This is a genomic window from Streptomyces sp. JLBG701, assembly GCF_058544905.1.
In genome coordinates, this window is the sequence record NZ_CM178588.1 from 7027720 (window position 1) to 7051053 (window position 23334).

Annotated in this window: 19 protein-coding genes and 1 pseudogene; 14 read left to right on the forward strand and 6 right to left on the reverse strand. The window is 70.3% G+C overall.

From position 1 onward, the window contains the following. Positions 1 to 53: 53 nt before the first annotated feature. Positions 54 to 830 (reverse strand): hypothetical protein, encoded by a 777-nt coding sequence (locus AC5DRG_RS32640; protein WP_491803065.1) that lies wholly within the window; start codon positions 828 to 830, stop codon positions 54 to 56. Between the two features lie 256 nt (positions 831 to 1086). On the opposite strand from AC5DRG_RS32640, the gene purN reads away from it, so the two are divergent. Together purN and purH are read left to right on the forward strand one after the other, a co-directional pair. Then, positions 1087 to 1716: a phosphoribosylglycinamide formyltransferase gene (gene purN, locus AC5DRG_RS32645; RefSeq protein WP_491803067.1), complete on the forward strand. Its 630-nt coding sequence runs from the start codon at positions 1087 to 1089 to the stop codon at positions 1714 to 1716. Further along, the gene (gene purH, locus AC5DRG_RS32650) at positions 1713 to 3308 is read left to right on the forward strand and encodes a bifunctional phosphoribosylaminoimidazolecarboxamide formyltransferase/IMP cyclohydrolase (RefSeq protein WP_491803068.1); all 1596 of its coding nucleotides are present in this window, start codon (positions 1713 to 1715) and stop codon (positions 3306 to 3308) included. Before purN ends, purH begins: the two co-directional genes overlap by 4 nt. Before the next feature lie 127 nt (positions 3309 to 3435). Here the strand turns inward: purH and AC5DRG_RS32655 are convergent, their stop codons facing one another. Beyond that, on the reverse strand, positions 3436 to 3990 hold the full coding sequence (locus AC5DRG_RS32655; protein ID WP_491803070.1) for a peptidoglycan-binding domain-containing protein: 555 nt from the start codon (positions 3988 to 3990) through the stop codon (positions 3436 to 3438). Positions 3991 to 4387: 397 nt separating this feature from the next. Between AC5DRG_RS32655 and AC5DRG_RS32660 the strand changes: the two genes are divergently transcribed. Both AC5DRG_RS32660 and AC5DRG_RS32665 read left to right on the forward strand, forming a co-directional pair. Continuing rightward, on the forward strand, positions 4388 to 6793 hold the full coding sequence (locus tag AC5DRG_RS32660; protein ID WP_491803071.1) for a sensor histidine kinase: 2406 nt from the start codon (positions 4388 to 4390) through the stop codon (positions 6791 to 6793). Then, the gene (locus AC5DRG_RS32665; protein WP_491803072.1) at positions 6790 to 7446 is read left to right on the forward strand and encodes a response regulator transcription factor; all 657 of its coding nucleotides are present in this window, start codon (positions 6790 to 6792) and stop codon (positions 7444 to 7446) included. Before AC5DRG_RS32660 ends, AC5DRG_RS32665 begins: the two co-directional genes overlap by 4 nt. Before the next feature lie 42 nt (positions 7447 to 7488). On the opposite strand, the gene AC5DRG_RS32670 is transcribed toward AC5DRG_RS32665, so the two are convergent. Both AC5DRG_RS32670 and AC5DRG_RS32675 read right to left on the reverse strand, forming a co-directional pair. Next, positions 7489 to 9246 carry a protein kinase domain-containing protein gene (locus tag AC5DRG_RS32670; RefSeq protein ID WP_491813221.1) on the reverse strand — a complete coding sequence of 586 codons (1758 nt, stop codon included), beginning with the start codon at positions 9244 to 9246 and terminating at the stop codon, positions 7489 to 7491. 378 nt (positions 9247 to 9624) lie between these two features. Beyond that, a pseudogene (locus AC5DRG_RS32675) lies at positions 9625 to 9894 on the reverse strand (serine/threonine protein kinase); the annotation flags it as partial. Positions 9895 to 10165: 271 nt separating this feature from the next. Between AC5DRG_RS32675 and AC5DRG_RS32680 the strand changes: the two are divergent. After that, positions 10166 to 10768, forward strand: coding sequence for an SMI1/KNR4 family protein (locus AC5DRG_RS32680; protein ID WP_491803073.1), 603 nt, complete (start codon positions 10166 to 10168; stop codon positions 10766 to 10768). A 553-nt stretch (positions 10769 to 11321) separates the two neighbouring features. Then, the gene (locus AC5DRG_RS32685) at positions 11322 to 12470 is read left to right on the forward strand and encodes a hypothetical protein (RefSeq protein WP_491803074.1); all 1149 of its coding nucleotides are present in this window, start codon (positions 11322 to 11324) and stop codon (positions 12468 to 12470) included. Between the two features lie 85 nt (positions 12471 to 12555). On the opposite strand, the gene AC5DRG_RS32690 is transcribed toward AC5DRG_RS32685, so the two are convergent. Then, positions 12556 to 13332 carry an RDD family protein gene (locus AC5DRG_RS32690; protein ID WP_491803075.1) on the reverse strand — a complete coding sequence of 259 codons (777 nt, stop codon included), beginning with the start codon at positions 13330 to 13332 and terminating at the stop codon, positions 12556 to 12558. A gap of 183 nt (positions 13333 to 13515) precedes the next feature. Continuing rightward, positions 13516 to 14163 (reverse strand): hypothetical protein, encoded by a 648-nt coding sequence (locus tag AC5DRG_RS32695; protein ID WP_491803076.1) that lies wholly within the window; start codon positions 14161 to 14163, stop codon positions 13516 to 13518. Positions 14164 to 14283: 120 nt separating this feature from the next. Here AC5DRG_RS32695 and AC5DRG_RS32700 point away from each other — a divergent pair, with 120 nt between their 5' ends. From AC5DRG_RS32700 to AC5DRG_RS32735, 8 genes are all read left to right on the forward strand, one after another. Then, complete coding sequence (locus tag AC5DRG_RS32700) at positions 14284 to 15138, forward strand: bifunctional methylenetetrahydrofolate dehydrogenase/methenyltetrahydrofolate cyclohydrolase (RefSeq protein ID WP_491803077.1); 855 nt, start codon at positions 14284 to 14286, stop codon at positions 15136 to 15138. 10 nt (positions 15139 to 15148) lie between these two features. Then, on the forward strand, positions 15149 to 15631 hold the full coding sequence (locus tag AC5DRG_RS32705; RefSeq protein WP_491813222.1) for a DUF3017 domain-containing protein: 483 nt from the start codon (positions 15149 to 15151) through the stop codon (positions 15629 to 15631). Positions 15632 to 16211: 580 nt separating this feature from the next. Continuing rightward, positions 16212 to 17408, forward strand: a complete 1197-nt coding sequence (locus tag AC5DRG_RS32710; RefSeq protein ID WP_491803078.1) for a helix-turn-helix domain-containing protein — start codon at positions 16212 to 16214, stop codon at positions 17406 to 17408. A gap of 369 nt (positions 17409 to 17777) precedes the next feature. Continuing rightward, a complete protein-coding gene (locus AC5DRG_RS32715; protein WP_491803079.1) occupies positions 17778 to 18767 on the forward strand; it encodes a malate dehydrogenase in 990 nt (329 codons plus the stop codon). 164 nt (positions 18768 to 18931) lie between these two features. Next, positions 18932 to 19705 carry a serine/threonine kinase C-terminal domain-containing protein gene (locus tag AC5DRG_RS32720; protein ID WP_491803080.1) on the forward strand — a complete coding sequence of 258 codons (774 nt, stop codon included), beginning with the start codon at positions 18932 to 18934 and terminating at the stop codon, positions 19703 to 19705. Positions 19706 to 19776: 71 nt separating this feature from the next. After that, positions 19777 to 20928, forward strand: coding sequence for a DUF5954 family protein (locus tag AC5DRG_RS32725; protein WP_491803082.1), 1152 nt, complete (start codon positions 19777 to 19779; stop codon positions 20926 to 20928). A gap of 128 nt (positions 20929 to 21056) precedes the next feature. Then, complete coding sequence (locus tag AC5DRG_RS32730; protein WP_491803083.1) at positions 21057 to 22898, forward strand: AbeC-like domain-containing protein; 1842 nt, start codon at positions 21057 to 21059, stop codon at positions 22896 to 22898. Between the two features lie 50 nt (positions 22899 to 22948). Continuing rightward, positions 22949 to 23332: a hypothetical protein gene (locus AC5DRG_RS32735; RefSeq protein WP_491803085.1), complete on the forward strand. Its 384-nt coding sequence runs from the start codon at positions 22949 to 22951 to the stop codon at positions 23330 to 23332. The last annotated feature ends 2 nt before the right edge of the window (positions 23333 to 23334 follow it).

Below are 23334 nucleotides of genomic sequence, written 5' to 3' on the forward strand. Positions count from 1 at the left end.
GCCCCAGCGGGTGGGTGGAGGATCGGCTGAAGTTACCTGGACCGGCGCTGAAGCTACCCGTTCGTCCCCAGAACCCCCCGCAACTCCTCCGGCAGAAGCTCATTGCACGACTGCTTCGCCTCGTTGGTCAGCGCGTCGCTCGTGCATGTGTAGTAGTCGCTGTAGACCATCTGGGCCGTGAAGGTGGCCGCGACCAGGGCGATGGCCAGGGAGGCCGTGACCAGGCCGCTGATCGCTGCCGTCGTCTGGGGGCGGTTGCCAGGGTCGGGCGGGGTGTCCGGGTTGGGGGTGGACGGCTTGGCGCGTAGGGCGCTGATTCCCCAGTACAGGGCGAGGGCGCCCAGGAGCAGGGCTACGTAGGGCCAGCTGAAGAGGGCGAAGAAGAAGGCCCACATGCCGCAGAGGAGGGCGTAGCGGGCGCGGCGTTGGGAGGGGTCTGTGGGGTCCCAGCGCATACCCGTGTTGGGGCCGTTGCCGCCTGATGGGCCCTCGGGGGAGTTCTGGCCGGCGGGGCGGTCGCCGAAGCCGCCGGGGGAGCGGCCGGGCTGGCGGTCGCTCCACTGGCTGCCCCACGGGGAAGGGGAGTCGCCGTCCTGGGAGCCCTGCGAGTCGTCGGAACCCTCGCCGGACGCCGGTCGCCGGGGTTGCCAGGGTCGGTCCGGGGTGCCCTCCGGCGGGGGCGCGAAGGGGTTGTCCTCGTCGCCGCTCTTCTTGCCCGAGGGCGCGTCCGGCGGCGAGGCGGGGCGCTCCCGCAGCAGCACGGTGCCGCGCTCCCCTCCCCGCGCCGACTGCGGAGGGAGGGTGAGGAGTCGCAGACTGCGGTCCGGCATCAAATGAGCGTCTTCCCCTTGGTGATACGACCTGGTGGTTACGACCTGCTGATTACTGAACGCACCGCACGGCAACCGCGTTCCCGTCCCGGCTCCTCCCAGACGCTACCTTCCGGCCACGCCCCCGTCCCGTGGGGGGCCGTCCGGTGTGCCGGTATCGTTGCTGACGGTCGGCCGCTTCGTAGACTTCCCCGTATCCCGGGGCGCGAAGCATTCGTACGACCATACAAACGCTCCCCCGAGAAAGGGCCCCGTCGTGGCCGCCAAGCCCGTGGCCAAGCGCCTCGTCGTGCTGGTCTCCGGATCCGGCACCAATCTGCAGGCACTCCTCGATGCCATCGCCGAGGATGGGGCCGAGGCCTACGGGGCCCAGATCGTGGCTGTCGGCGCCGACCGCGACGGCATCGAGGGGCTCGCGCGTGCGGAGCGTGCCGGGCTGCCGACCTTCGTGACGAAGGTGAGGGACTTCGAGACCCGCGAGGAGTGGGACGCCGCCCTCGCCGACGCCGTCTCCGCGTACGAGCCCGACCTCGTCGTGTCCGCCGGGTTCATGAAGATCGTGGGCAAGGAGTTCCTCGCTCGGTTCGGCGGGCGGTTCGTCAACACGCATCCCGCCCTTCTCCCCAGTTTTCCCGGGGCCCACGGCGTCCGCGACGCGCTCGCGTACGGCGCCAGGGTCACCGGCTGCACCGTCCACTTCGTCGACGACGGCGTCGACACCGGGCCGATCATCGCTCAGGGCGTGGTCGAGATCCGGGACGAGGACGACGAGAGCGCTCTGCACGAGCGCATCAAGGAAGTCGAGCGAAGGCTGCTCGTCGATGTCGTGGGGCGGCTCGCCCGCAACGGCTATCGCATTGAGGGACGAAAGGTAGTTATCCAGTGACCGCCGACAGCACTGTCACGGCCGAGAGCGGCAACGAGAGCGGCAAGCGGGCCATCCGTCGCGCGCTTGTCAGCGTCTATGACAAGACCGGGCTCGAAGAGCTCGCCCGCGGACTGCACGAGGCCGGTGTCGAGCTCGTCTCCACCGGGTCCACCGCGTCGCGTATCGCCGCCGCCGGCGTGCCCGTCACCAAGGTCGAGGAGCTGACCGGGTTCCCCGAGTGCCTGGACGGCCGCGTCAAGACGCTGCACCCCAAGGTCCACGCGGGCATCCTCGCCGACCTGCGCCTCCCCGACCACCAGCGGCAGCTGGCCGAGCTGGGTGTGGAGCCGTTCGACCTCGTCGTCGTCAACCTCTACCCCTTCCGCGAGACCGTGGCCTCCGGGGCCTCCCCTGACGAGTGCGTCGAGCAGATCGACATCGGCGGTCCGTCGATGGTCCGCGCCGCCGCCAAGAACCACCCGTCGGTGGCCGTCGTCACCAGCCCGGCCCGCTACGGCGATGTCCTCGCGGCCGTAGCCTCCGGCGGCTTCGACCTCTCCACCCGCAAGCGGCTCGCCGCCGAGGCCTTCCAGCACACGGCCGCGTACGACGTGGCGGTCGCCTCCTGGTTCGCCTCCTCCTACGCCCCCGTGGACGAGTCGCGGTTCCCGGACTTCCTCGGCGCCACCTGGGAGCGCGCGCACACCCTGCGCTACGGCGAGAACCCGCACCAGCCCGCCGCGCTCTACGTCGACGGCAGCGGTGGCGGCCTCGCCGAGGCCGAGCAGCTGCACGGCAAGGAGATGTCGTACAACAACTACACGGACACGGACGCCGCCCGCCGTGCCGCGTACGACCACGACGAGCCGTGTGTCGCGATCATCAAGCACGCCAACCCCTGTGGGATCGCGGTCGGTTCGGATGTCGCCGAGGCGCATCGCAAGGCGCACGCCTGTGACCCGCTGTCGGCCTTCGGCGGCGTGATCGCGGTCAACCGGCCGGTCAGCAAGGAGATGGCGGAGCAGGTCGCCGAGATCTTCACCGAGGTCATCGTCGCGCCGGATTACGAGGAGGGGGCACTTGAGGCCCTCGCCAAGAAGAAGAACATCCGCGTGCTCAAGGCGGCCGGCGCCCCCGCCAACCCCGTCGAGGTCAAGCCCGTCGACGGCGGCGTCCTGCTCCAGGTCACCGACCGCCTCCAGGCCGACGGCGACGACCCCGCCAACTGGACCCTCGCGACGGGCGAGGCGCTGAGCCCCGCCGAACTGGCCGAGCTCTCCTTCGCCTGGAAGGCCTGCCGGGCCGTCAAGTCCAACGCGATCCTGCTGGCCAAGGGCGGCGCCTCGGTCGGCGTCGGCATGGGGCAGGTCAACCGCGTCGACTCCGCGAAGCTGGCCGTCGAGCGTGCCGGTGCCGAGCGCGCGCAGGGGTCGTATGCCGCGTCGGACGCCTTCTTCCCCTTCCCTGACGGGCTGGAGATCCTGACCGCCGCCGGCGTCAAGGCCGTGGTCCAGCCCGGTGGTTCGGTGCGGGACGAGCTCGTCGTCGAGGCCGCGAAGAAGGCGGGCGTCACCATGTACTTCACGGGGACGCGGCACTTCTTCCACTGACGCGCGGTGCGATGACGTGAACGGGTGAGGGCCCGCCGGTCGGTGACCGGCGGGCCCTCCTCATGCCCGACGCTCCGAGCACCAGCATGCCGTGCCCTCCTCGTGGCAGTCGTGCTGCCAGTGGGCGTTAGTTGCAGGTGCGGCTGGTGTACGAGAGGTATCGGTAGGCGCCGTCCATGTAGATGCTGTATTTTCCGGTGCTGCTGCGGTACACGTAGAAGTTGGCCCGTGAACCGTCGTACGTCAGCCGGTACTTCCGCTGGCTGTCGTAGTTGACGAACTTGGAGTCCGTCAGCTTGTCACCCGCCTTCGTGAAGGTCTTCTTGCCCACCAGCCCGTCGGCGCTCAGGCCCCAGCGAGACTGCAGCTTCTTGGTGGCGTAGGTGGTGTTGGCACCGAAGATGCCGTCGATGTCGGCGTAGTCGTACTGGGTGCCGTTCTGCTCGGTGGCACCCTCCGCGTACAGGACGTACTGCCAGAGGCAGGAGGCGTTGGACTTGTAGTGCGAGGAGCTGGACAGGGTGCCCTCGTCGTCCCAGTCGTCGTAGGTGAGACCGCTGCCGCTGATGTACCCGTTCGAGGCTGCGGCGGAGGCCGGCGAGGTACCGAGGGCGAGTATGCCCGCCATGGCGGTGCCGATGGTGGCGGTGGCCAGACGGGCCCGAGTGGTACGGAAGTTCATGGTGTTCCTTCCCCGTTGGATAGGTGCGCAGGTGTTGCAGGTGTGACGGCGGGACATGCGAGGTGTGCGCGGAACCTCGAACGTTTCAGGGTGCGAGGGGGCCGGCAGAAGACCCCGCCCCGACTCGTCGTCCGCCAGGTGGAAGCTGCCGCCGATGACGCCGGAGCCGTTGAACCCGCTGCCGTTGCCGGGTCAGGCGCAGGCGGCCACGGCCGGTCTCAGCTCCGTACGACGGGCACAGTAGCCCGGCCCGGTCGCTGAGTGTGCCGGTCGTTTGCCCCACAAGGAACGGCCGCCTCACACACTGGAATACGCGCAAGGCCGATGCCTTCATCGCACCGAGGCCGGAGGTGAATGGGCGTTCTACCTTGATCGTGGGTCAACTACCCTTGTTTCCATGCGGCACGGGGGACGCAAGGAGAACGAGGACGGAGCCGCTGAGTCGGCAGACGGGCCCAGATCCAGCGAGCGCTTGGTGATCCTGGCCCTCGAGCGGTTCGGGGTGTGGCTGCGGTCCACAGTGGTCTGTCTGTGCGGTGCGCTGGGCGTCGTTTCGGCGGACGTGGCGGAGATTCCCCTGGCGATGTCCCTGCTGGCGCCCGCTCTCCTCGCCTGCGGTGTGCGCCTCTACGCGCTGCGCCGCCCGCTCCCGGTCGCCCTGCTGTGGACGTTGGACGCTGCCGTGGTGATGCTGACGGGGCTGTCTCAGCCGGTGCTCGGCGGCGACGGTGCGGATGTGATGGTGGAGGCGATGGTCGGCATCTGCGCCATCACTTTCCAGCACGAGTGGGCGACGCGACCCCTGGCCGGGGCTGCCCTGGCCGCGCTGGGGGCCGTCGCCTGTGCGCTCGGCGACGCCCTCTCCTCGCCCGGGCACAGCCCGGAGTTGATACCCCTGGTGCGGATGCTTTTCCTGGCGGGTCTGTCGAGGGCCGCTTACCTCATCGTCCGAGCGCGGGCCAGGGTCGCTGACCGGTCGGCCGCGCTGAGGGCGGCGGCGCGCCGGGAGGCCGAGGTCGCCGCCGCACGGAGAGGAGCCGAGCGCGAGTACCTGGCGACCCTGCACGACACGGCGAGCGCGACGCTGTTGATGGTCTCCCAGGGCGACGGGCGGGACTGGTCGTGGCTGGCTCCACGTGCCAGACAGGATCTGGAGGCACTGTCCGCCGTGCCCGGATTCGAGACGGGGAGCGTCGACCTCCGGGCACTTCTCGGCTGCGTGCCCGAGGGCGAGGGACAGGCCAGGGTGCGGCTCAAGACCATCATTGAGGGCCCGCTCGTGATTCCGTCCGGCCCTGGGCTCGCGATATTCAACGGGGTCCGGGAGGCCGTCACCAACGTGGCACGCCATGCCGGGGTGCGGGAAGCGGAGCTCAGGGCGTGGACGGAGGAGGGCGGCGCCGTCGTCGAACTGTCCGACGCGGGACGGGGCTTCGACCCGGAGTCCGTCCCCGCGCGGCGCCGGGGCATCTCCGGTTCCATCATCGGCAGGATGCACGCGGTCGGAGGCTCCGCCACGGTCACCTCGCAACCGGGCGCCGGGACCCGCGTGCAGTGGCGCTGGCACGGCAGGGCCCGGGAGTCACAGGCAGGGGACGGACCGCAGGCGGCGGGCATACCGCGCCCGCCCCGCGCCCGGGCACACACGGCCGTCGTCAGGCTCATCCGCAGGCAGCTGCTGCACGGGGCCCAACTGGCCGCACTGCTGATCAGCCTGCTGTCGCAGTTCACCCTCTCGCTGCACCAACTCACCGCCTACCAGGGCGTGTACCGCCCCGCGTGGGCACAGACGGCGGCCTTCGTCTGCCTCGCCGCCGTCGCGGCGACCGGGGGCGCCTGTCTGCTGCGTGGCAGACAGATCCCGCCGAGGGTGCGCTGGTGGAGCCTGGGCGCGGTGCTGGCCGTTTCGGCGGTAGGCGCGTTCACGCTCCCGCCGGAGCGGTTGACCGGTGCGGAGGACTGGGCGTTCGGACTGGTCGGCTGGCATGCGCTGTTCCTGCTGGCAGACCTGCGGGTCGGAGCGTTCGCGGCATTCCTCGGGGCGCATATCGGGCTCAACGCGATCGCTGTGTTCCTGTCGGGGGCGCCGACCGCCGCGGAGTCGGCCGTCATAGGGATCGCCGCGATATCCAACTGCGGCTTCCAGCTCTCCGTCGGTGTACTGCTGACGCGCCTGCTCCACGGTACGGCGCCGGCAGCGGGGACCGCGGCCGCACGGGAGGAAGAATTGCGTACCCGGGAACGCATCCACGAGGACATGCAGCGTGATCACAAGGAGCGCTACCGCGCCCTGACGGCGACTACGGTGCCGCTGCTCGTGGGCCTTGGCCACGGTGTGCTGAGCCCGCACGACGAGGAGGTCAGGCTGCGGTGCGGGGTGGAGGCCGCCCGTATGCGCCGCCTGTTCGCGGAGAGCGATGGCGTCTTGGACCCGCTGCTGAACGAGTTGCGGGCGTGCGTTGAGGTGGCCGAGCACCAGGGGGTGACGGTGAACCTGGCCGTACGAGGCCAGGGGGGTGAGGTGCCTGTGGAGGTACGCAGGGAGCTGATCGACCCGGTGGCGGTGGTACTGGGCCGTACCCGCTCGATCGCGCGGGTGACCGTCGTATGGACGCCCCGCGCGGTACGTGTGAGCGTGGTCAGCGAGGACTGCGCCGGCGGCCGCGGCACGGGAGAGGCCGCTCAGGCACCCGGCCGTGCCACGGACGCGAAGGTGACCGTGGCCAGAACAACGCGCGGCGGAAGTGTGTGGGTTGAGGCAGGCTGGAGACGATCGGCGGCTCCGGGAGTTGACCTGACATGAGTGACAACGCACCGGTCAGCGTGGTCGTCGTCGACGACCATCCCGCCATCCTCTCGGGCGTAGAGGCGTGGTACGCCGCATCCCGCCGGCCCATCACGGTGGTCGCGGCCGGCGGCTCCGTACGCGAAGCCTGGACCGCACCGGGCAGCACCGCCGACGTCGTCATCCTGGACCTGCAACTGGGCGAGGACGGCCCCGCCTTCGGTAGCCTTCGAAGACTTGTCGACGCCGGACGGCAGGTCGTCGTCTACTCGATGCGGGACGACGAGAAGACAGCGCTCAGCTGCCTGGACCTGGGAGCCGCGACCTTCCTGACCAAGAGCGAGGGCCGAGACCACCTGGTCGAGGCGACGCTGGCAGCCGCCGATGAGCGGCCCTATATGCCGCCCGCACTGGCCGGCGCGCTGGGAACGAACACCCGCGCCGACCGCCCCCAGCTCTCCGCGCGCGAGGAGAACGTACTCATCGAGTGGTTCCAGTCGGAGTCGAAGGAGTTGGTCGCGCAGCGCCTCGGCATCTCCGTACGGACGGTCAACTCGTATCTGGACCGGGTCAGGATCAAATACGCGAACGTCGGCCGCCCCGCGCGGACCAAGGCAAGCCTGGTCGCCCGCGCCATCCAGGACAGGCTGGTCGACGTGGACGACCTCTGAGCGCGGGCAAAGGGACGGATGTCCGAACAACAACCACCCCGATCACGTCGAACTGCGCAGCGCCGCCCAGGTGTTGGGGCCGACCTGGCCGTCGACCTCCAGCCCCTTGTCGCTCTGGAAGTTCCTGACCGCCGCGTCGGTGTCCTTGCCGAAGTCCCCGTCCACGCCGGAACTGCCCACGCTGTAGCCGCGCTTGGTGAGCATGCACTGCACCTGTACGACGCGCTGGCCGGTGTCGCCGTAGTCCGTCAGCTCGGTGCCGGAGTAGTACGTGCACTGGGAGATCCACGCGGGGGTGGCCGGAGCGGCCGTCACCGTCTTGGTCGGGGCCGCGCTCGTGGCGGTGCCGCCACCGCCGCCGCCCGCCGCCGGGGTCTCCGGGTCGTCGGGTGTGGCCTGTGCGCCGCCGCCCGAGCCGGCACCGGAACCGGCGGAACCGCCGTTGGTCCCTTGCCCGTTGCCCGCCGCCTCGTCGTTGTCCTTGTCTTTGTCCTTCGCGGATTTGGTGGCGGATGCGGAGGGGGAAGGCGGGCCCGAGGGGGCGGGCGGGAATGCCGGGCCCTGGTCCCCCGGGGCCGTGGTCGCGGCCGCGGGAGTCGTTGCCGCGGTGTCGGCGGGGGCGGGGCGGGTGAGCAGGAACGCGCTGACGACCACGGCGCACACGGCGAGCCCCGCGGTGAAGGCGGCATACGGCTTCCAGCGCTTGTGCCGGTCGCCGCCCGCCACGGTGTCGTGCTGGGCGACCGAGCCCGACCGCTCGGGCGGCGCGGGGGTGGGGTAGGCGACCGGGGGTGAGCGGAAGTGGCCGCCCTGTTCGGCCGAGGTGCGCTCCACCTCCTCGTATCCCTGTCGTCGGGCGAGCAGATGGGCGCCCAGGGGCTCCTGCCAGGAGGGTGCGCGGTCGTGTCCTGAGGTGGCGGCCGCGTCCGTGAGCTGTCGCGGGGTGGGGCGTCCGGCGGGGTCCTTGGCAAGGCAGGCGGACAGCAGCCTGGCCAACGCCGGGTCGACTTCGGCGACTTCGGCCATGACGTCCGGCTTGGGCTCCTCGAACGCGACGCGGTGCATGACGTCCACGCCGGTTCCGTCGCCGAACGGGGCGTTCCCGGTCGCGGCGTAGACGAGCGTGCAGGCCAGCGAGAACACGTCGGAGGCGGTGTCGCAGCTGCCCTCGCGCAGGTACTCGGGCGACATGAAGGCCGGGGTGCCGACCCGGGCCCCGGTCATGGTGATCGCACTGCTGTCCGCGGCCTGCGAGATGCCGAAGTCGATGACGTGCGCGCCCCGCAGGGACACGATCACGTTGGACGGCTTGAGATCGCGGTGTACGATCCCGGCCGCGGCCAGCGCCTCCAGGGCCTTGCCGAGTTCCGCCACCAGCCGCCACATCCCGGCCGCGTCCAGGCTGCCGCAGTCACGGACGGCGTCGGCGAGGTTGAGCCCGGGCAGGAACTGCGTGGCCATCCACAGCACCGAGTCCTCGAACCCGGTGCCCAGCAGCTGCGGCGCGTACGGCATGAGGATCCGGGCGTGCACGGCCGCTTCCCGCTCGAACCGCTTCCGGAACTGCGGGTCCTCGGCGTACTCGGGCCGTATCACCTTCACCGCGGCGAGCCCCGCGCCACCGTCGGCGGGGCGCGCCAGATAAACCCGCCCCATGCCGCCCCTGCCGAGCAGCCCGAGCGGTATGTAGGGTCCGATGAGCCCCGGATCACCGGGCTGTAACGGCGTCGCCCCCGCCTGCCGCAGCGCGGCGTCGCCGGACGCCGGAGTGTTCGGCGAACTGGGCCGCTGGTCGGTCATGGGTTTCCCCCGAAGGCTCTTCCTGCTCAACTTGCCCGTGCGTCTCGCCGGTTGACGAGAGGCTACCGTCCGGGCGGGAGAGGGACTCGGAGATGGAGGGAAGCGCGACTGCCGGTTCAGCAGTCCGTCACCCATTCGTGGGAGCGGAGGTTCCAACCGCCCGGGGCGTTGACCTTGGCGTTGGCCTGGATGCAGTCGATGGGACGGTCCATGCCGACCGACTGGAAGAGCTGCACGTCGTTGAGCGGGTCGCCGTCGTAGCCGTTGTCGAAGGCCGACTTGGGGGTGGTGGTCTTCCTCCAGTCGCACGTGATGATCCCGCTGAGCCAGTCGGCGTCGGTCGTACCAGGCGCACATCTCGCCCTGGCCGTCCGCCTTCGTGAAGAAGCAGACGTCTCCCCGGTCGCAGCCCGCGTACCCCTGCGGGGCAGGTTCGCGCAGTGCGAAGAGGCCGGCCGTGGCCAGTGACGCGACCGCGACCAGGGCCAGGCCGCCGAGCAGGGCCGGATGGGGACCCCGCCTCGGTGTGAGGCGGGGAAGCCGTGGGGAACGGGCGGCCCCGGCCGCGGTCTCGACCCGGCGGAGCAGGGCCTGCGCGGTGTGCGGGGCGCGGGCGGCGTGCGTAGGTGTGTACGGTCTGCTCGACAAGAGCGACTACAACAAGGGGCGTAAGGCGCCGGGTACGAACACCAATGGCTCTACGCAGCCTCCGGGGATGGACGAGATCCGGTCCCAGGGCTACGACCCTGCCAACGGGCACCTGATTCCCGCTGCGGCGTCGGGTTCCGGAATCGACCTGCGGAACCTGGTGGCGCCACGGGACCGTGGAAGACGGCAACATGAAGCACTGTGTGATCACGCAATCGCCTACGGGTGGGACCACCCGAGGCAGCGCTGACTGCCCGAAGAGGTGACGGCGATGAAGGAGAACCACCTCGCACGCGTGCTGGAGATGCTCGGTGAGCCGTCATGGCGGTACCGGGATCCCGAGGCGTGGCGCAAACTCGAGAGTGAACTGGGGGTGAGCTTCCCGGCGGACTATAGGGAAATCGTCGATGCCTATGCCCCCGTCCACATCAACGGTCACCTGTCCTTGAAGCACCCAGCGACCGAACGCTGGAACCTGGGCGAGGGGATCCGCAGGACGTCCGAGGCCTGGTCGCAGATTGACTGGGACTGGGCCGAACCCGAGGGTGACCCGCGCCTCTCCCTCGGCATTCCCGAGTTGGTCTTCGGCACTCCGGATGGTCTGATTCCGATCGCTTCGACAGACCGCGGGGAGACAATCTTCTATGCCCCTCGGGGAGCGTTGGGGGCGGGGGCGCTTTTCGTTGAAAACGAGGGCGAGTTCTTCGAGTACTCGTTCTCGTTCGCCGAGTGGCTCTACCTCTGGCTCGTCGGCGAGGAAGTGACGGGGCCGGGCGGTTCCGCCTTCTACCCGGGCCCCGTGGCCCTTCAGGACCTGCCCATGTCTCCGGGCGAGCGACCGGAGACTCGGTACGGGCCGCCCCGTGGAATGTGACGGAAGTGATCTTGAGCGGGATAGGAGGCCGGGGCGGTAACGAAGGGCAAAACCCGTGGTCGGTGTCGCTCTGTACAGCCACGGCCATGGTCGCCCTGTGCATGGCCGGGTGCTCGGCCAGTGGCGACGAGGGGGCCGACGAGCCGACAGGCGTGAGGCGCTCGCAGACGGGTTCCGCGACTGTGAGCCCCACAAGGAGCGGCACTCCCTCGCCGTCCTCCGCCCCGAGTCGCACCGTGCGGTCCTCTCCGGCGTCCACACCGTCGAAGACCGTGTCCGCGCGTCCGAAGGCGACTTCGTCCTCCGGTACGTCAACCGGTGCCGGCACGGTGGTGGAGGGGACGAGCGACTCAGACGCCGTACCCCAGAACCCCATCCGCGGCTCGACCCCGCCGCCCGCTCCGGCTCGGCCGTCCCCCACGCCGGAGTGGAGCTCGGGGGAGTGGCGACCTGGGGACCCGGGCGAGGCAACCGCTCCGGTCTCGGTTCCTCATCACGGCTGAGGTACGCTCTGGCCGCCCAACAGCCCAGTCACAGAAAGGCAATTGGCGTCGTGGCCGACAGACCGACGGGGGACCGCGGAGACGGATCCCCGATATCCGACGCGGAGTGGGAGAAGTTCCTCAGGGACGCCGAGCACGAGGCTCATGCCTCGGACGCGCCGAAGGAGCCCTCCGCCCGCGCCCGCATGGTGACCGAGCGGCTGCGGCGGGAGGAGGCGCGGGGTGTGCAGCCCGAGGGGTGGCGTACCGGGCCGGTCTCGCGGGAGACGGACGGGCGTGCGGGGCGGCGTCGGCGGGTGTGGGGGGTCCTCGGGGTGGTCGTCGCGATCGCCGTGGCCGTCGTGGCCGTACGGCCGTCGCTGCTGCCCGGCGATCCCTTCGGCACCGGGGAGCAGGACGCCGTAGCGGAGTCGACGCTACCGGCGGAGACCGCCGCGCCGACCGCGCCGCCCGCGTCGGCGGACCCCGAAGTGCCCACGCTGGAGCGGCCGTTCGCGGGGTCGCCGGCATTGCGGTGGGCCGACGGTGCGGCCGGGATCGTGGTGCCGGAGGCGAAGGCGGTCGGGTCGTTTTCGAAGGGGCAGGTGGACGCGGTGTTGCGGCGGACCAGGACGCTGCTGGTCGACGCGAACCTCGACCCGGGCACCCTGCGCGGCGAGCGCCCGGCCACCGCCCTCGGAGTCATCGAGCCGCAGCAGACCGAGCTGATCGACTTCCTGAACACCTCCCTGCGCAAGCCGGACAAGAAGCACGATCCCTTGTCGATGTTCAGCCGTTTCGACCCCGATGAGCTGCGACTTGTCGGTGACGTGGTCAAGACGCGTGGGCGTATGACGTTCAAGGCGGGGGAGCAGGCCTCCGTCGTCGTGCACGCCGACTACACCTTCGTCTACCCGCTGGTGCGTACAGAGGATGGGGCGACCGAGGTGGCCCGCACCATCGTGCGGCGCATCCTGGACATCGAACTCTCCGATCCGGCCAAGTACCGGGTCACCGCGGGGAAGATCGCCGTCGTGCTCTACGACCAGGAGATCGGCAACTCGGCCTGCGATGTCTACGACGGCTTCCTGCACCCGCAGTTCGACTCGGAGGCTCCGACGGGCACCCAGCCCAGCGGGCCCGGCGTCGACCCCTACGACCGCAGCGACACCCCGGACCCGAACCGTACCGAGGGCTGCGGGACCGTCACCCGTACCTGAGCATGCCCAAAACAACACCAGGGCCGTGTCCCCCCGTTCGTCGGGTGGACACGGCCCTTGGTGTGGAGGAGCGGGATCCGCAGGCTCAGGGCTGGATCACCATCGTGCTCGCCGCCTTGTCGTGCCAGCCCTGCTGGCGGCCCGACTTGTCCCAGAACGGGGACAGGTAGACGACGAGCTGGCCTATACCGCAGGCGAAGCCGCCGACGACCGGGATGATCCAGCGGATGAACGACGCGCCCAGGCCCGGCTTCTGGCCCGTTTCGACCTTCACCACGCGCAGGCCGACGGCCATCTTGCCCAGGGTCGCGCCGACCAGACCGACCATCAGCCACTCGTAGAGCAGACCGCAGATCATCAGGGCGCCGACGACCGCGAAGGCCGCGGCCGCGACGCCGCCGGCCGCGTCGTTGACGCAGCTGTCGTAGTCGGCGGAGTTCGGGTCGCAGTCGCTGATGCTGGTGGCCGAGCCGGCGATGCCCGCGAAGGAGAGGACGAGGTAGACGACCGTGAGGATCACCCCGTCGATCATGCGGGCGCCGAAGCGGCGGCCCATCGAGGCGACGCGGGGCATACCGGGCATTCCGGGACCGCCCGGGTAGCCCCCCGGGTAACCGGGATAACCCGGCTGCTGGGGATAGCCGTAGCCCGGCTGGCCGCCCTGCGGGTAGCCCGGGTAACCCTGCTGGGGCGGGACGCCCTGCGGGGCCTGCGGGTAGCCGTATCCGGGCTGGCCCTGCGGCGGGCCCTGCGGTGCGCCCTGCTGGGGGTAGCCGTAACCCGGCTGTCCCTGCGGGGAGTTCGGGGGCTGCGGCGGGTTCTTGGGCTGCCCGTAAGGGTTGTTGGGGTCGCCGAAACTCATGGCGAGGTTTCCTCCGTTGCACTGTCACATATGGGGACGATGCGGGTGCGCGGAGGAACGTCCTGGCTGAAGCGGTTTGCCCCCCGAACATGAACCGCGAGTACTGCGCCGTTCATGCTCGTTCGGGTGGCCAGTTTTTGTCCAGTCCGATTCCCTGTGCGTTGTGCAAGTGCAACATCATGCTCACTGAGTGACAGAACTGTTCCGTACTGGACGCGCGAACCACGCCGTGCCGCTGGGGACCACCGGGGCCGCCGTGATGACGGCGCCGAACACGACCCACAGGAGCGGGAAGACGACCGCAGAGGCCATCCCGGAGTCGAGGCCCACGAACAGGCCGAACAGGCCGACGATCGTGCCGAGCGCGCCGTAGACCACCGTGGTGATACGGATGCCCTGGCCGCCCCTGCCGAGCCGCACGCCCAGCGTGATGGACAGCGCGGCGAGACCGAGGGCGACGAGCGCGATGAACACCAGCACACCGAACGCCGCGTCACTGCCGTCGCCGAGCGACTCGAAGGGGTTGTCGGAGGTGGCGGAGTTGGAGTCGTCCGCCGTGTCCGCGATGTCGTCGACGAAGGCCGCGACGTACAGCCACGCCATACCGACCAGGATCTGCACCGCCGAGATGACGAACAGGAAGACGCGGGCCGTCACGAGCAGGCCCGGCATCGACCGCGGCTGCGGGGCCGTCATGGGGTACCCCGGGTAGCCGGGGTACGCGGACTGCTGGGGGTAGGGGTAGCCGTAACCCTGTTGCGGGTATCCGGGCGGGGCCGGGGGCTGCTGGGGAGGTTGCCCGTAGGGGTTGTTCGGGTCGCCGTAACTCATGGCGGCTTTCCCCCGTCTGCCTTGAGGAGTGAGCGGACGACGCGCGGCACTGCGCCCTCATCATGCGCCAGGCAGGTACCGGATTGGAACCAGGGCCCGGTCATCCGCGAGGATGGGGGCATGACCGCCCAGATTCTCGATGGCAAGGCCACCGCAGCCGCGATCAAGTCCGACCTGACCGCCCGCGTGGCGGCGCTGAAGGAGAAGGGCGTCACGCCCGGCCTCGGCACGATCCTGGTCGGGGACGACCCCGGCAGCCAGAAGTACGTCGCCGGCAAGCATCGCGACTGCGCCCAGGTCGGTATCGCGTCGATCCAGCGCGAACTGCCCGCCACGGCGACGCAGGACGAGATCGAGGCGGTCGTACGGGAACTCAACGAGGACCCGGAGTGCACCGGCTACATCGTCCAGCTGCCGTTGCCCAAGGGCATCGACGAGAACCGGATCCTGGAGCTGATGGACCCGGACAAGGACGCCGACGGGCTGCACCCCATGAACCTCGGCCGCCTCGTCCTCAACGAGCCCGCGCCGCTGCCCTGCACCCCCAACGGCGTCCTGACCCTGCTGCGGCGCTACGGCGTCGAGACCAAGGGTGCCGAGGTCGTGGTCGTCGGCCGTGGCGTGACCATCGGGCGGCCGATGCCGCTGCTGATGACGCGGCGCAGTGAGAACGCCACGGTGACCCAGTGCCACACCGGCACCCGTGACCTCTCGTCCCACCTCAAGCGGGCCGACATCATCGTCGCCGCCGCCGGATCGGCCCACCTGATCCGCGCCGAGGACGTGAAGCCGGGCGCCGCCGTCCTCGACGTCGGGGTCTCCCGCAGCGCCGAGGGCAAGATCGTGGGCGACGTCCACCCGGACGTCGCCGAGGTCGCCGGCTTCATCTCCCCGAACCCCGGCGGGGTCGGCCCGATGACCCGCGCGCAACTGCTCGTCAACGTGGTCGAGGCGGCCGAGCGCAGTGTCGGCTGACGGCAACGGCATCAACACCGAGAAGGTCGCGTCCGTCGACGCCGGCGACGACCTCGACGTACGGGACGCCGTCAGCGCGCCCGACGCCGAGGGCCACCCCCGGCGCACCACCCGCCGCTTTCCGGAACGCACGGAGGACACCGCGCGGCCCGAGGGCGGCGGCCGTGCCGCGCCCGGCGACGCACCGGCGCCCGCCCGGCAGTGGCCGATCCTCACCGTGCTGGGCATGGTCGGGGTCGGGCTGCTGCTCACCGCGCTGGACCAGTTCCGCGTCGGGACCCTGCTGATCGGCGTCGCGCTGCTGCTCGGCGGCATCCTGCGTTGGTTCCTGCCCCGCGTCGGCATGCTCGCCGTCCGCTCCCGTTTCACGGACATCGCCACGTACGGGGTGCTCGGCGTCGCGATCGTCCTGCTGGCGCTGATGATCCAGCCGGACCCGTGGCTGGTCATCCCGTTCCTGAAGAACACGCTGCACTTCTCGGTCAGCAGCTAAGGGTCAGCAGTCAGGGCCTGGCGGTCCGGTCAGCAGGACGGCGGTCCATCCCCTCCCCCGAGTAAGGACGGGCCGCCGCCGAGAACCACCCTCCTGTACTGAGAACTGGCTGTTCAACGGCTGTCAGTGCGCTGTGGCATGGAAGTGACAGTTCCGGTACGTGGCGGCTGGGTGGTCTGAATTGCCCTGTGACGTACGAGGTTGAGTACGTGTGTCCGGTGTGTCGATGTCTTGACAAGTTCGCGGATGTGACACGAATGCGCTCCACATCGGAGCTAACGTGGTCAATCGGGACGGTCCGGGGCGTCCCGAACGTCTGTGTGGCCGACCGGATTTCGGCAGAGGGTGCCGCCGGTGGAAGACTGGACCACAGACCAAAAGGCGTGCAACGGTGCATGCCCGCACCCGAAACGCTCCCGTGCGCCCCCTCCCCGGGAACTGAGATCCCAGCTGGGCGCATCCCTGTGGGTAGCCAGAACGGGGACTCGGCAGAGGGCACCATGCGCGGGTAACAGCCAGCACGCACAGCCAGCACGTACCGGGGGGAAAGAGGGGGGAAGCAATGCCTCGTTGGAGGGCCTTGCCGGATGAACTCGATCCGCAGGTCAGGGAGTTCGCGAGCCAGCTGCGTCGGCTCGTGGACCGCAGCGGCCTGAGCGTCGCGGCGGTGGCCGACCGCACGGGCTACAGCAAGACGTCCTGGGAGCGTTACCTCAACGGCCGGCTCCTCGCACCCAAGGGCGCGATCGTCGCCCTGGCCGAGGTCACCGGCACCAATCCCATCCATCTGACGACCATGTGGGAGCTCGCCGAACGCGCCTGGAGCCGTTCGGAGATGCGCCACGACATGACCATGGAGGCGATCCGGATCTCCCAAGCGCGCGCCGCGCTGGGGGAGTTCGGGGCGCCTCCGGCGAACGCCAAGGGGGGCAGCAAGACCGCCCGCAAGGGCGGCAGCGCGACCGCCACCCCGGGGATCGCGGGACCGGCCGGCGTGGCACCCACGGTGCCGCCGCAGCCGACGGCGCCGGACGCGGAGGCACGGGAGAGTGCCGCCCGTTCCGCCGCCGCCCCGGCCGGCAACAGCTGGGGCCTCGCCGGATACGCGGGACCGGCGCAGCCCGGCGCCCACGCCTCCGGGACCAACGCCCCGGCGTCCGACGGTCCCGGCCGGCCGCCGGGGACCCCGAGCCCGTACGGCCAAGCACCGCAGGGCTTCGGCCCCGCGGGTCCGGTCGGTCCGGTCGACGGTTCGTCCGGCGGGCGGGGCGGGGCCGGTGGCAAGCGGCGGCTGACGATGTTCCTCGCGGGCGTCGTCGGCGTGCTCGTCGTCATAGCCGCCGCCTACTTCCTCACCAACAAGGGCGGGGAGAAGGAGAACGAGGGCGGTGGCGCCGTCAAGTCGCCCTCGCCGTCGGCCACCACCAACCCCGACCTGCCGGCCGGGGTCAAGTGCAGCGGCGCCGACTGCACCGGCAAGGACGCCGAGACCATGGGGTGCAGCGGTGACCTGGTCACCACCGCCAAGACCGCGACCGTCGGCGCCACCGTCGTCGAGGTCCGCTACAGCGAGACCTGCGGTGCCGCGTGGGGGCGCATCACCCAGGCCGTCGACGGTGACGAGGTCAAGGTGACCGTCGGGACGACCGAGCAGGTCGGGACGATCACGGCGGCCGGCGACACCATCGCGTACACGCCGATGGTGGCCGTGAAGGACGCGGGCGAGGCCATTGCCTGCGCGACGCTGGCGTCCGGGGAGAACGGGTGCACGCAGTAATCGGTAACGAGCGGTAATCGGTAACAAGCGGTAATCGGTGGCGAATCGCCGTACGGGGGAATGCCTGCCCCGATCCGGGGCAGGCGGACGGTACCCCCACGGGAGTCCGGCTGAGTCGGTACCCCCACAAGGCGGCCGCCCAGGCCATTCCTCTCCCGAGGCCTGGGCGGCCGCCCCCTTTGCGGGACTCTTCCAGGGCTGTTACGGGACTCTTCCTGGACTCTGTGGGGCGGGCCACACGGACCCGCGCATCCGGGATCCCGGATGCGCGATAGCCTGACCGCTGGATCTCTCTTGACGCCAAGAGATCGATCATCTGAACCCCCGGGGCAGCGAAGCCCCACCGCCAGCTGTCATACGGAGAACGCCATGACCCGCACTCCCGTGAACGTCACCGTCACCGGCGCGGCCGGCCAGATCGGTTACGCCCTCCTCTTCCGCATCGCCTCCGGCCAGCTGCTCGGCGCGGACGTGCCGGTCAAGCTGCGCCTCCTGGAGATCACCCCGGCGCTCAAGGCCGCCGAGGGCACGGCCATGGAGCTGGACGACTGCGCGTTCCCGCTGCTCCAGGGCATCGACATCTCGGACGACCCGAACGTCGCCTTCGACGGCGCCAACGTCGCCCTCCTCGTGGGCGCCCGCCCGCGCACCAAGGGCATGGAGCGCGGCGACCTGCTCTCCGCCAACGGCGGCATCTTCAAGCCGCAGGGCAAGGCCATCAACGACAACGCCGCGGACGACATCAAGGTCCTCGTCGTCGGCAACCCGGCCAACACCAACGCGCTCATCGCGCAGGCCGCCGCCCCGGACGTACCGGCCGAGCGCTTCACCGCGATGACCCGCCTGGACCACAACCGCGCGCTGACCCAGCTCGCGAAGAAGACGGGCACCACGGTCGCCGACATCAAGCGCCTGACCATCTGGGGCAACCACTCCGCCACCCAGTACCCCGACATCTTCCACGCCACGGTCGCCGGCAAGAACGCCGCCGAGACCGTGAACGACGAGAAGTGGCTGGCCGAGGACTTCATCCCGACCGTCGCCAAGCGCGGCGCCGCGATCATCGAGGCCCGTGGCGCGTCGTCGGCCGCGTCCGCCGCCAACGCCGCCATCGACCACGTCCACACCTGGGTCAACGGCACGGCGGACGGCGACTGGACCTCCATGGGCATCCCGTCGGACGGCTCCTACGGCGTCCCCGAGGGCCTCATCTCCTCCTTCCCGGTCACCACGAAGGACGGCGTCTACGAGATCGTCCAGGGCCTGGAGATCAACGACTTCTCCCGCGCCCGTATCGACGCGTCGGTGAAGGAGCTGGAGGAGGAGCGCGAGGCGGTCCGCGCCCTCGGCCTCATCTGAGCCACTTCATCTGAGCTCTCCCGAATCTTCTCCACGGTTCTGTCACGAGCCTGCACAGGCCCTGTTCCGGTTGCGACCGGAGCGGGGCCTGTGGCCGTTGTCGCCGCTACCTTCGAAACCGGTGCCGTGATCGGTGCCGTACAGGGCGATTCGGGGGGTTCGCTATGAGCGGCGGATGGAACGAGCGAGAGCCGAGCGAGGAGAGAGGCCAGGCCGTCTGGGCGGCGGGCGCGGGGGAGCAGGGTTCCGCGCCGCCGTGGGCGTCGGCGGAGACGCAGACGTTCTCCGCCTCCCCGTTCGTGCCGGCCCCGGTACCGGTTTTCGGTCCCGCGCCTCCTCCCGCTCCCCGTCCCCACCGCCTCCTCGCCGTACTCCTCCTCGCGGTCGTGATCGGCGCGAGCGTGGGAGTGGGGGTGTGGGTACTCACCCGGGACCGCACGGACGGGGCCGGGGGATCCCCGGCCGGCATCGCGTCCCCGTCCGCCGGTTACCGCACCGCCCAGGACCCCATCGGCTACACGGTCACCGTCCCCGAGGACTGGACCCGCCGGCAGAAGCAGGGCCAACTGGCCCCGGTGGTCTACTACGACGCCCCGGCCGGCGACGGCCGACAACTCCAGATCTTCCAACTCGCCGAGAACTCCCCGGCCCTCTCCCTGGACCTGGCGGAGAACGACCCCGGCTACGGCTTCGCCCTCCAGCCCGGCTACCAGGTCCTCGACCGCGGCGCCGGCGCCGACTGGTCCGAGCTCGTCTACCGCTACGACGACGAGGACAAGGGCCCGCGCCACGTCATCGACCACCGCTTCCGCGCGACGGACGGCAAGCTCTACGCGATCCGCCTCAACGGCCCCGAGGACCTGTCCCCGGAGCAGGTCCGCGAGCCCCTCACCACGGCGGTGACTTCGTTCTGCCCGGCGGACGGGAACTGCGGCTGACGCCTGCTTTGACGGAGCCGAATTCACCGAATCATGTGTCCCGCGCCGGAGGCGATGGGCACGCTGGGTGCATGAGTGATTACCAGGACCGGGTCCCGGCCTACCTGACGATCCGTGTCACCCAACAGGAGGGTCCGATCGCCGCCTTCGCCGAGCAGGAGGCGTGGGAGGCGACGAAGCGGTATCCGCAGCTGATGGGGATCGGGCTCGGGGAGTTCTTCCACGCCAGGGAGTGCGAGACGGGCGGCTGGGAGCTGCTGGGATACGGCAGCGACACTCCGCAGGGATCCAGGGACTCGCTCGGCTCGCACTTCCGGATGCGCGCGAAGGAGGCCGGCGACGCCGGTGACGAGACGGTCCAGGGCAAGTGGATGGCGGCCGCGCGGAGGATGGACCGGGAGGTGGTCAACGAGGTCCGGGTGCGGGGCGAACGCTTCCGGATCGTCCGGGCAAGCCGCTTCATTCGCATGGGGCAGAGCGGCCCCGAACCGCCCCGCCCGTCCGACCCCGACCCGGCCGAGGTGGGCGAGGCCTACAAGCTCGGCCCGAGCGCGCGGGGCTTCGTGGTCGACCCGTTCATCGGTACGGGCATGTCCAACGGCATCCTGAAACTGGAACTGACGGACTTCGTCGGCGTCTCGTCGGACGCCCCGCCGGACGTCCTTGAGCAGGCGCGGCGAGCCCGCAGGGAGTACCCGGGCGGGGTGCTCCTCCCGGCTGTCTTCGCGGTCTCGGAGCGGGAGGACGGCGAGTGGAAGTCCTTCAACCCGGGAGCCAATCACTCCACACCCCAGGGCGCCCGCGACTCCCTGGCCTCCTGGCTGCGCGTGATGGCTCCCTTCACCCTGCGCCTGAGTGAGGAGGAACGCGCGGTGTACGCCCGAGCGGCCGACCGACTCGACGAGACCCGCTCCAACGTCACCACGGTCGCCGGCATCCGCTACCGCGTCACCCGCGTCGAACGCCTGGTCCGCATCGGCCCCGACGGACCCGAGGGGCCACGCCCCTCCGACTACGACCCGGACCCACCCGTCGACGTCCAGGTTCGCCAACTCAAGGAACAGGGCCTGTGGAAGGAAGACGAGGACGACTCGGCGGACGAGGCCGCCGAACCCGACGAACGCCAGGAGGAGTTCAGGCGGCTGTGGGAGGCGGAGCAGGAAAGGGTGCAGAAGCTGCGCGGGAAACGTGCGGGGAAGGGAGGGGACGACGATACGAAGTGACCCAAGTCACACATGTGCCCTATGCTGGTTGATCCTGCCCAGGTCAACCCCCTTGCGTGAAGGGGCAGTTGTCCCTGGCGGGGAATTTCGGCAACAGCCATGACTGGTTCTGCATCGGGGGACGATCCATGACCCAGCCGCAACTACCGCCCCAGCGTGCGGAAGCGCCCAGACCCGGAGCGCGTCATCCGGTCGACCCGTCGCGGAGCGAGGCCTCCCGGCTACTGTGCGCGGGCACGTATCTGCACGCCGGCTACCGGGACGCGGTGATCGACGAACTGTACGTGCACCGTGAGCGGTTCGCCGCACCCTCCTACGGCTTCGACGCGGCCCGCGTCCTCGCCCATGCCCTGCGTGCCCGCCGGCAGGAGGTGGCATGGGCCGCCGGCATGATCGGCCTGTGGGTGGTCGTGGCGATGCTCACCAAGGGGCTGGTCGGGCTGGTGATCTGGCCCATCCTCCTGATCGCGCTGGGCCGTCGGCTGGCCGGCAGCCGCGACACCGACGCGCAACTCCCGCAGGTCGGTGCGCTGCGGCGCTTCGTCGCCTTCGTCGCGCGCTGGTACGGGCGCCTCTTCCTGTTCTCCACGTACCTCTTCCTGCTCTGGCTGCTCTTCGAGGGCCGCGACGAGTACGGATCCGACCCCTTCAGTGGTTCCGGCGACAGCATCCTCGGTGGCCCCCTGGACCTGTTGGGCGTGAACCTCACGGGCGCCGTCAACCGCTTCTCCGCCGGGTGCCTGCTCGTACTGCCGCTGCTGCTCGCGCTGCTCAGCGTGGGGCAGCGCGGTCAGTTCGCGCGGACGATCGCGGGCGAGCTGTCCAAAAAGCGCTTCGGGAACATCGCCGACGACCCGGCGGAGGCGGCGACCGGATTTCGGTTCCACGAACTGAGCCGACGTATCCGCCAGGAGCAGCACGCGCCGCTGATCCTGTACGCGAAGCCCGATCCGTTCCGCGGTGCGGGGCTGCCCTTCGAACCATGGTCCCTCTCGATCGAGCTGCGCCCCCGCGCGACGAGCGAGGGCGACTCTCCTCTCGACGTCCTGGCCAAGTCCGTACGGCCGTCCGCACAGCCGTCTGTGCCGACGCCTCCCGAACCGCTCGACAACCAGGCGGTCCTGCTCAAGATCGCACCGCTGCTGGAACAACTGCGGGAGCCGTCGCCGCGCAGTTCCCCGCGGGCGGCCGACGCCGTGATCGACCGGCTGCGCGAACTGGTCGTGGACGAGTGCGTGTTCCTGCCCGCAGAAGGGCTGCCGGGCCGGATGGCCTTCCCGTACACGGTGGACACGTATGCGATGCATCGCGCCGAGGCCGTGGAGGAAGGCGGCGAGCAGCGACGGCACTTCCTGCGCGTTCGCGTCGGTGGCTGGGACGAGGAGGTCGTCGTCACCGTCTTCGTCCGCGTCCACACACAGGGCGGGATGCTGATGCTGGAGGTCGCGCCACACGTACTGCCGCCGGTCAACCCGCTGTTCGGGGCCGCCGACCGGCTGGCCCACGAGCATCTGCACCGCGGCGGTTTCGGCCGCTACGTCTTCGCGCTGCTGCGTGTCCCGGCCGCCACCGGCGACGCCCTGCGCGTCCTGGTCCGCGCCGTCGCCCAGCAGTGGCGGCAGCTCACCGACGTTCACGCGGACACGCTGCCGGACGGACCCGGCGTCTCCGTACGGGAGTTGGGCGCGGACGACCAGGCGACCCTCTTCCAGGAAATGGACATCTTCCGCTATCTGAAGTCCATCCAGGACCGGATCGCGGGCGGGGTGCGCCAGGCGCTGTGGCACGCGGGCTACGACATCGCCGAGTTCGAGCAGAAGGTCACCAACGTGTTCAACAACTTCGGGAACGCCGTCGGAGGCTCCGTCGTGGGCAACGGGATCGCCATCGGCGACAACAGCAAGGCCACTTCGTCGGGCGGCGGGACACCCAAGGCGCCGTCCACAGGCGCCGGTGGCGCGTCGAAGTAGCAGTCGAAGCAGCAGTCGAAGTACCAGGAGCCGGCACAACGGAGGATGACATGAACCAATCGCCAGCGGGCGACGGACACAACTCCGGTACGTACGTCGGGGGTTCCGTCACCGGCAACGGCATCGCGGTCGGTGCCGGCGCCAGTGCGAGCTACACGTCGACACCGGGCCCGGCCGACGCGTCGTACCAGGCGCTGCTCCAGGCCGTCCGCGACCTCAGCGAGGACCTGACGAGATACCCGGTCACGTCCGAGACGCAGGACCTCTCCGCGCGCCTGGCGGAGACCGAGCGGCAGGTGACCACCACCGGCACCGCCCAGCCCGGCGTACTCGACCGGCTCCGCAGCGCCCTCGACGCGGCGAGCGGTGTCCTCGGTGCGATCACCTCCGCCACGGCCCTCGGCACGGCCGTGGCCGGAATCATCGGGGGCTGAGC

Bases quoted from the DNA above. Each gene is read 5' to 3' on its own strand.
- AC5DRG_RS32640 (WP_491803065.1), bottom strand. From the start codon at position 830: ATGCCGGACCGCAGTCTGCGACTCCTCACCCTCCCTCCGCAGTCGGCG.
- AC5DRG_RS32695 (WP_491803076.1), bottom strand. From the start codon at position 14,163: ATGAGTTACGGCGACCCGAACAACCCCTACGGGCAACCTCCCCAGCAG.
- AC5DRG_RS32735 (WP_491803085.1), top strand. From the start codon at position 22,949: ATGAACCAATCGCCAGCGGGCGACGGACACAACTCCGGTACGTACGTC.
- AC5DRG_RS32665 (WP_491803072.1), top strand. From the start codon at position 6,790: ATGAGTGACAACGCACCGGTCAGCGTGGTCGTCGTCGACGACCATCCC.
- AC5DRG_RS32720 (WP_491803080.1), top strand. From the start codon at position 18,932: ATGAGCGGCGGATGGAACGAGCGAGAGCCGAGCGAGGAGAGAGGCCAG.
- AC5DRG_RS32680 (WP_491803073.1), top strand. From the start codon at position 10,166: ATGAAGGAGAACCACCTCGCACGCGTGCTGGAGATGCTCGGTGAGCCG.
- AC5DRG_RS32725 (WP_491803082.1), top strand. From the start codon at position 19,777: ATGAGTGATTACCAGGACCGGGTCCCGGCCTACCTGACGATCCGTGTC.
- AC5DRG_RS32715 (WP_491803079.1), top strand. From the start codon at position 17,778: ATGACCCGCACTCCCGTGAACGTCACCGTCACCGGCGCGGCCGGCCAG.
- AC5DRG_RS32655 (WP_491803070.1), bottom strand. From the start codon at position 3,990: ATGAACTTCCGTACCACTCGGGCCCGTCTGGCCACCGCCACCATCGGC.
- AC5DRG_RS32660 (WP_491803071.1), top strand. From the start codon at position 4,388: ATGCGGCACGGGGGACGCAAGGAGAACGAGGACGGAGCCGCTGAGTCG.
- AC5DRG_RS32690 (WP_491803075.1), bottom strand. From the start codon at position 13,332: ATGAGTTTCGGCGACCCCAACAACCCTTACGGGCAGCCCAAGAACCCG.
- AC5DRG_RS32730 (WP_491803083.1), top strand. From the start codon at position 21,057: ATGACCCAGCCGCAACTACCGCCCCAGCGTGCGGAAGCGCCCAGACCC.
- AC5DRG_RS32700 (WP_491803077.1), top strand. From the start codon at position 14,284: ATGACCGCCCAGATTCTCGATGGCAAGGCCACCGCAGCCGCGATCAAG.
- AC5DRG_RS32670 (WP_491813221.1), bottom strand. From the start codon at position 9,246: ATGACCGACCAGCGGCCCAGTTCGCCGAACACTCCGGCGTCCGGCGAC.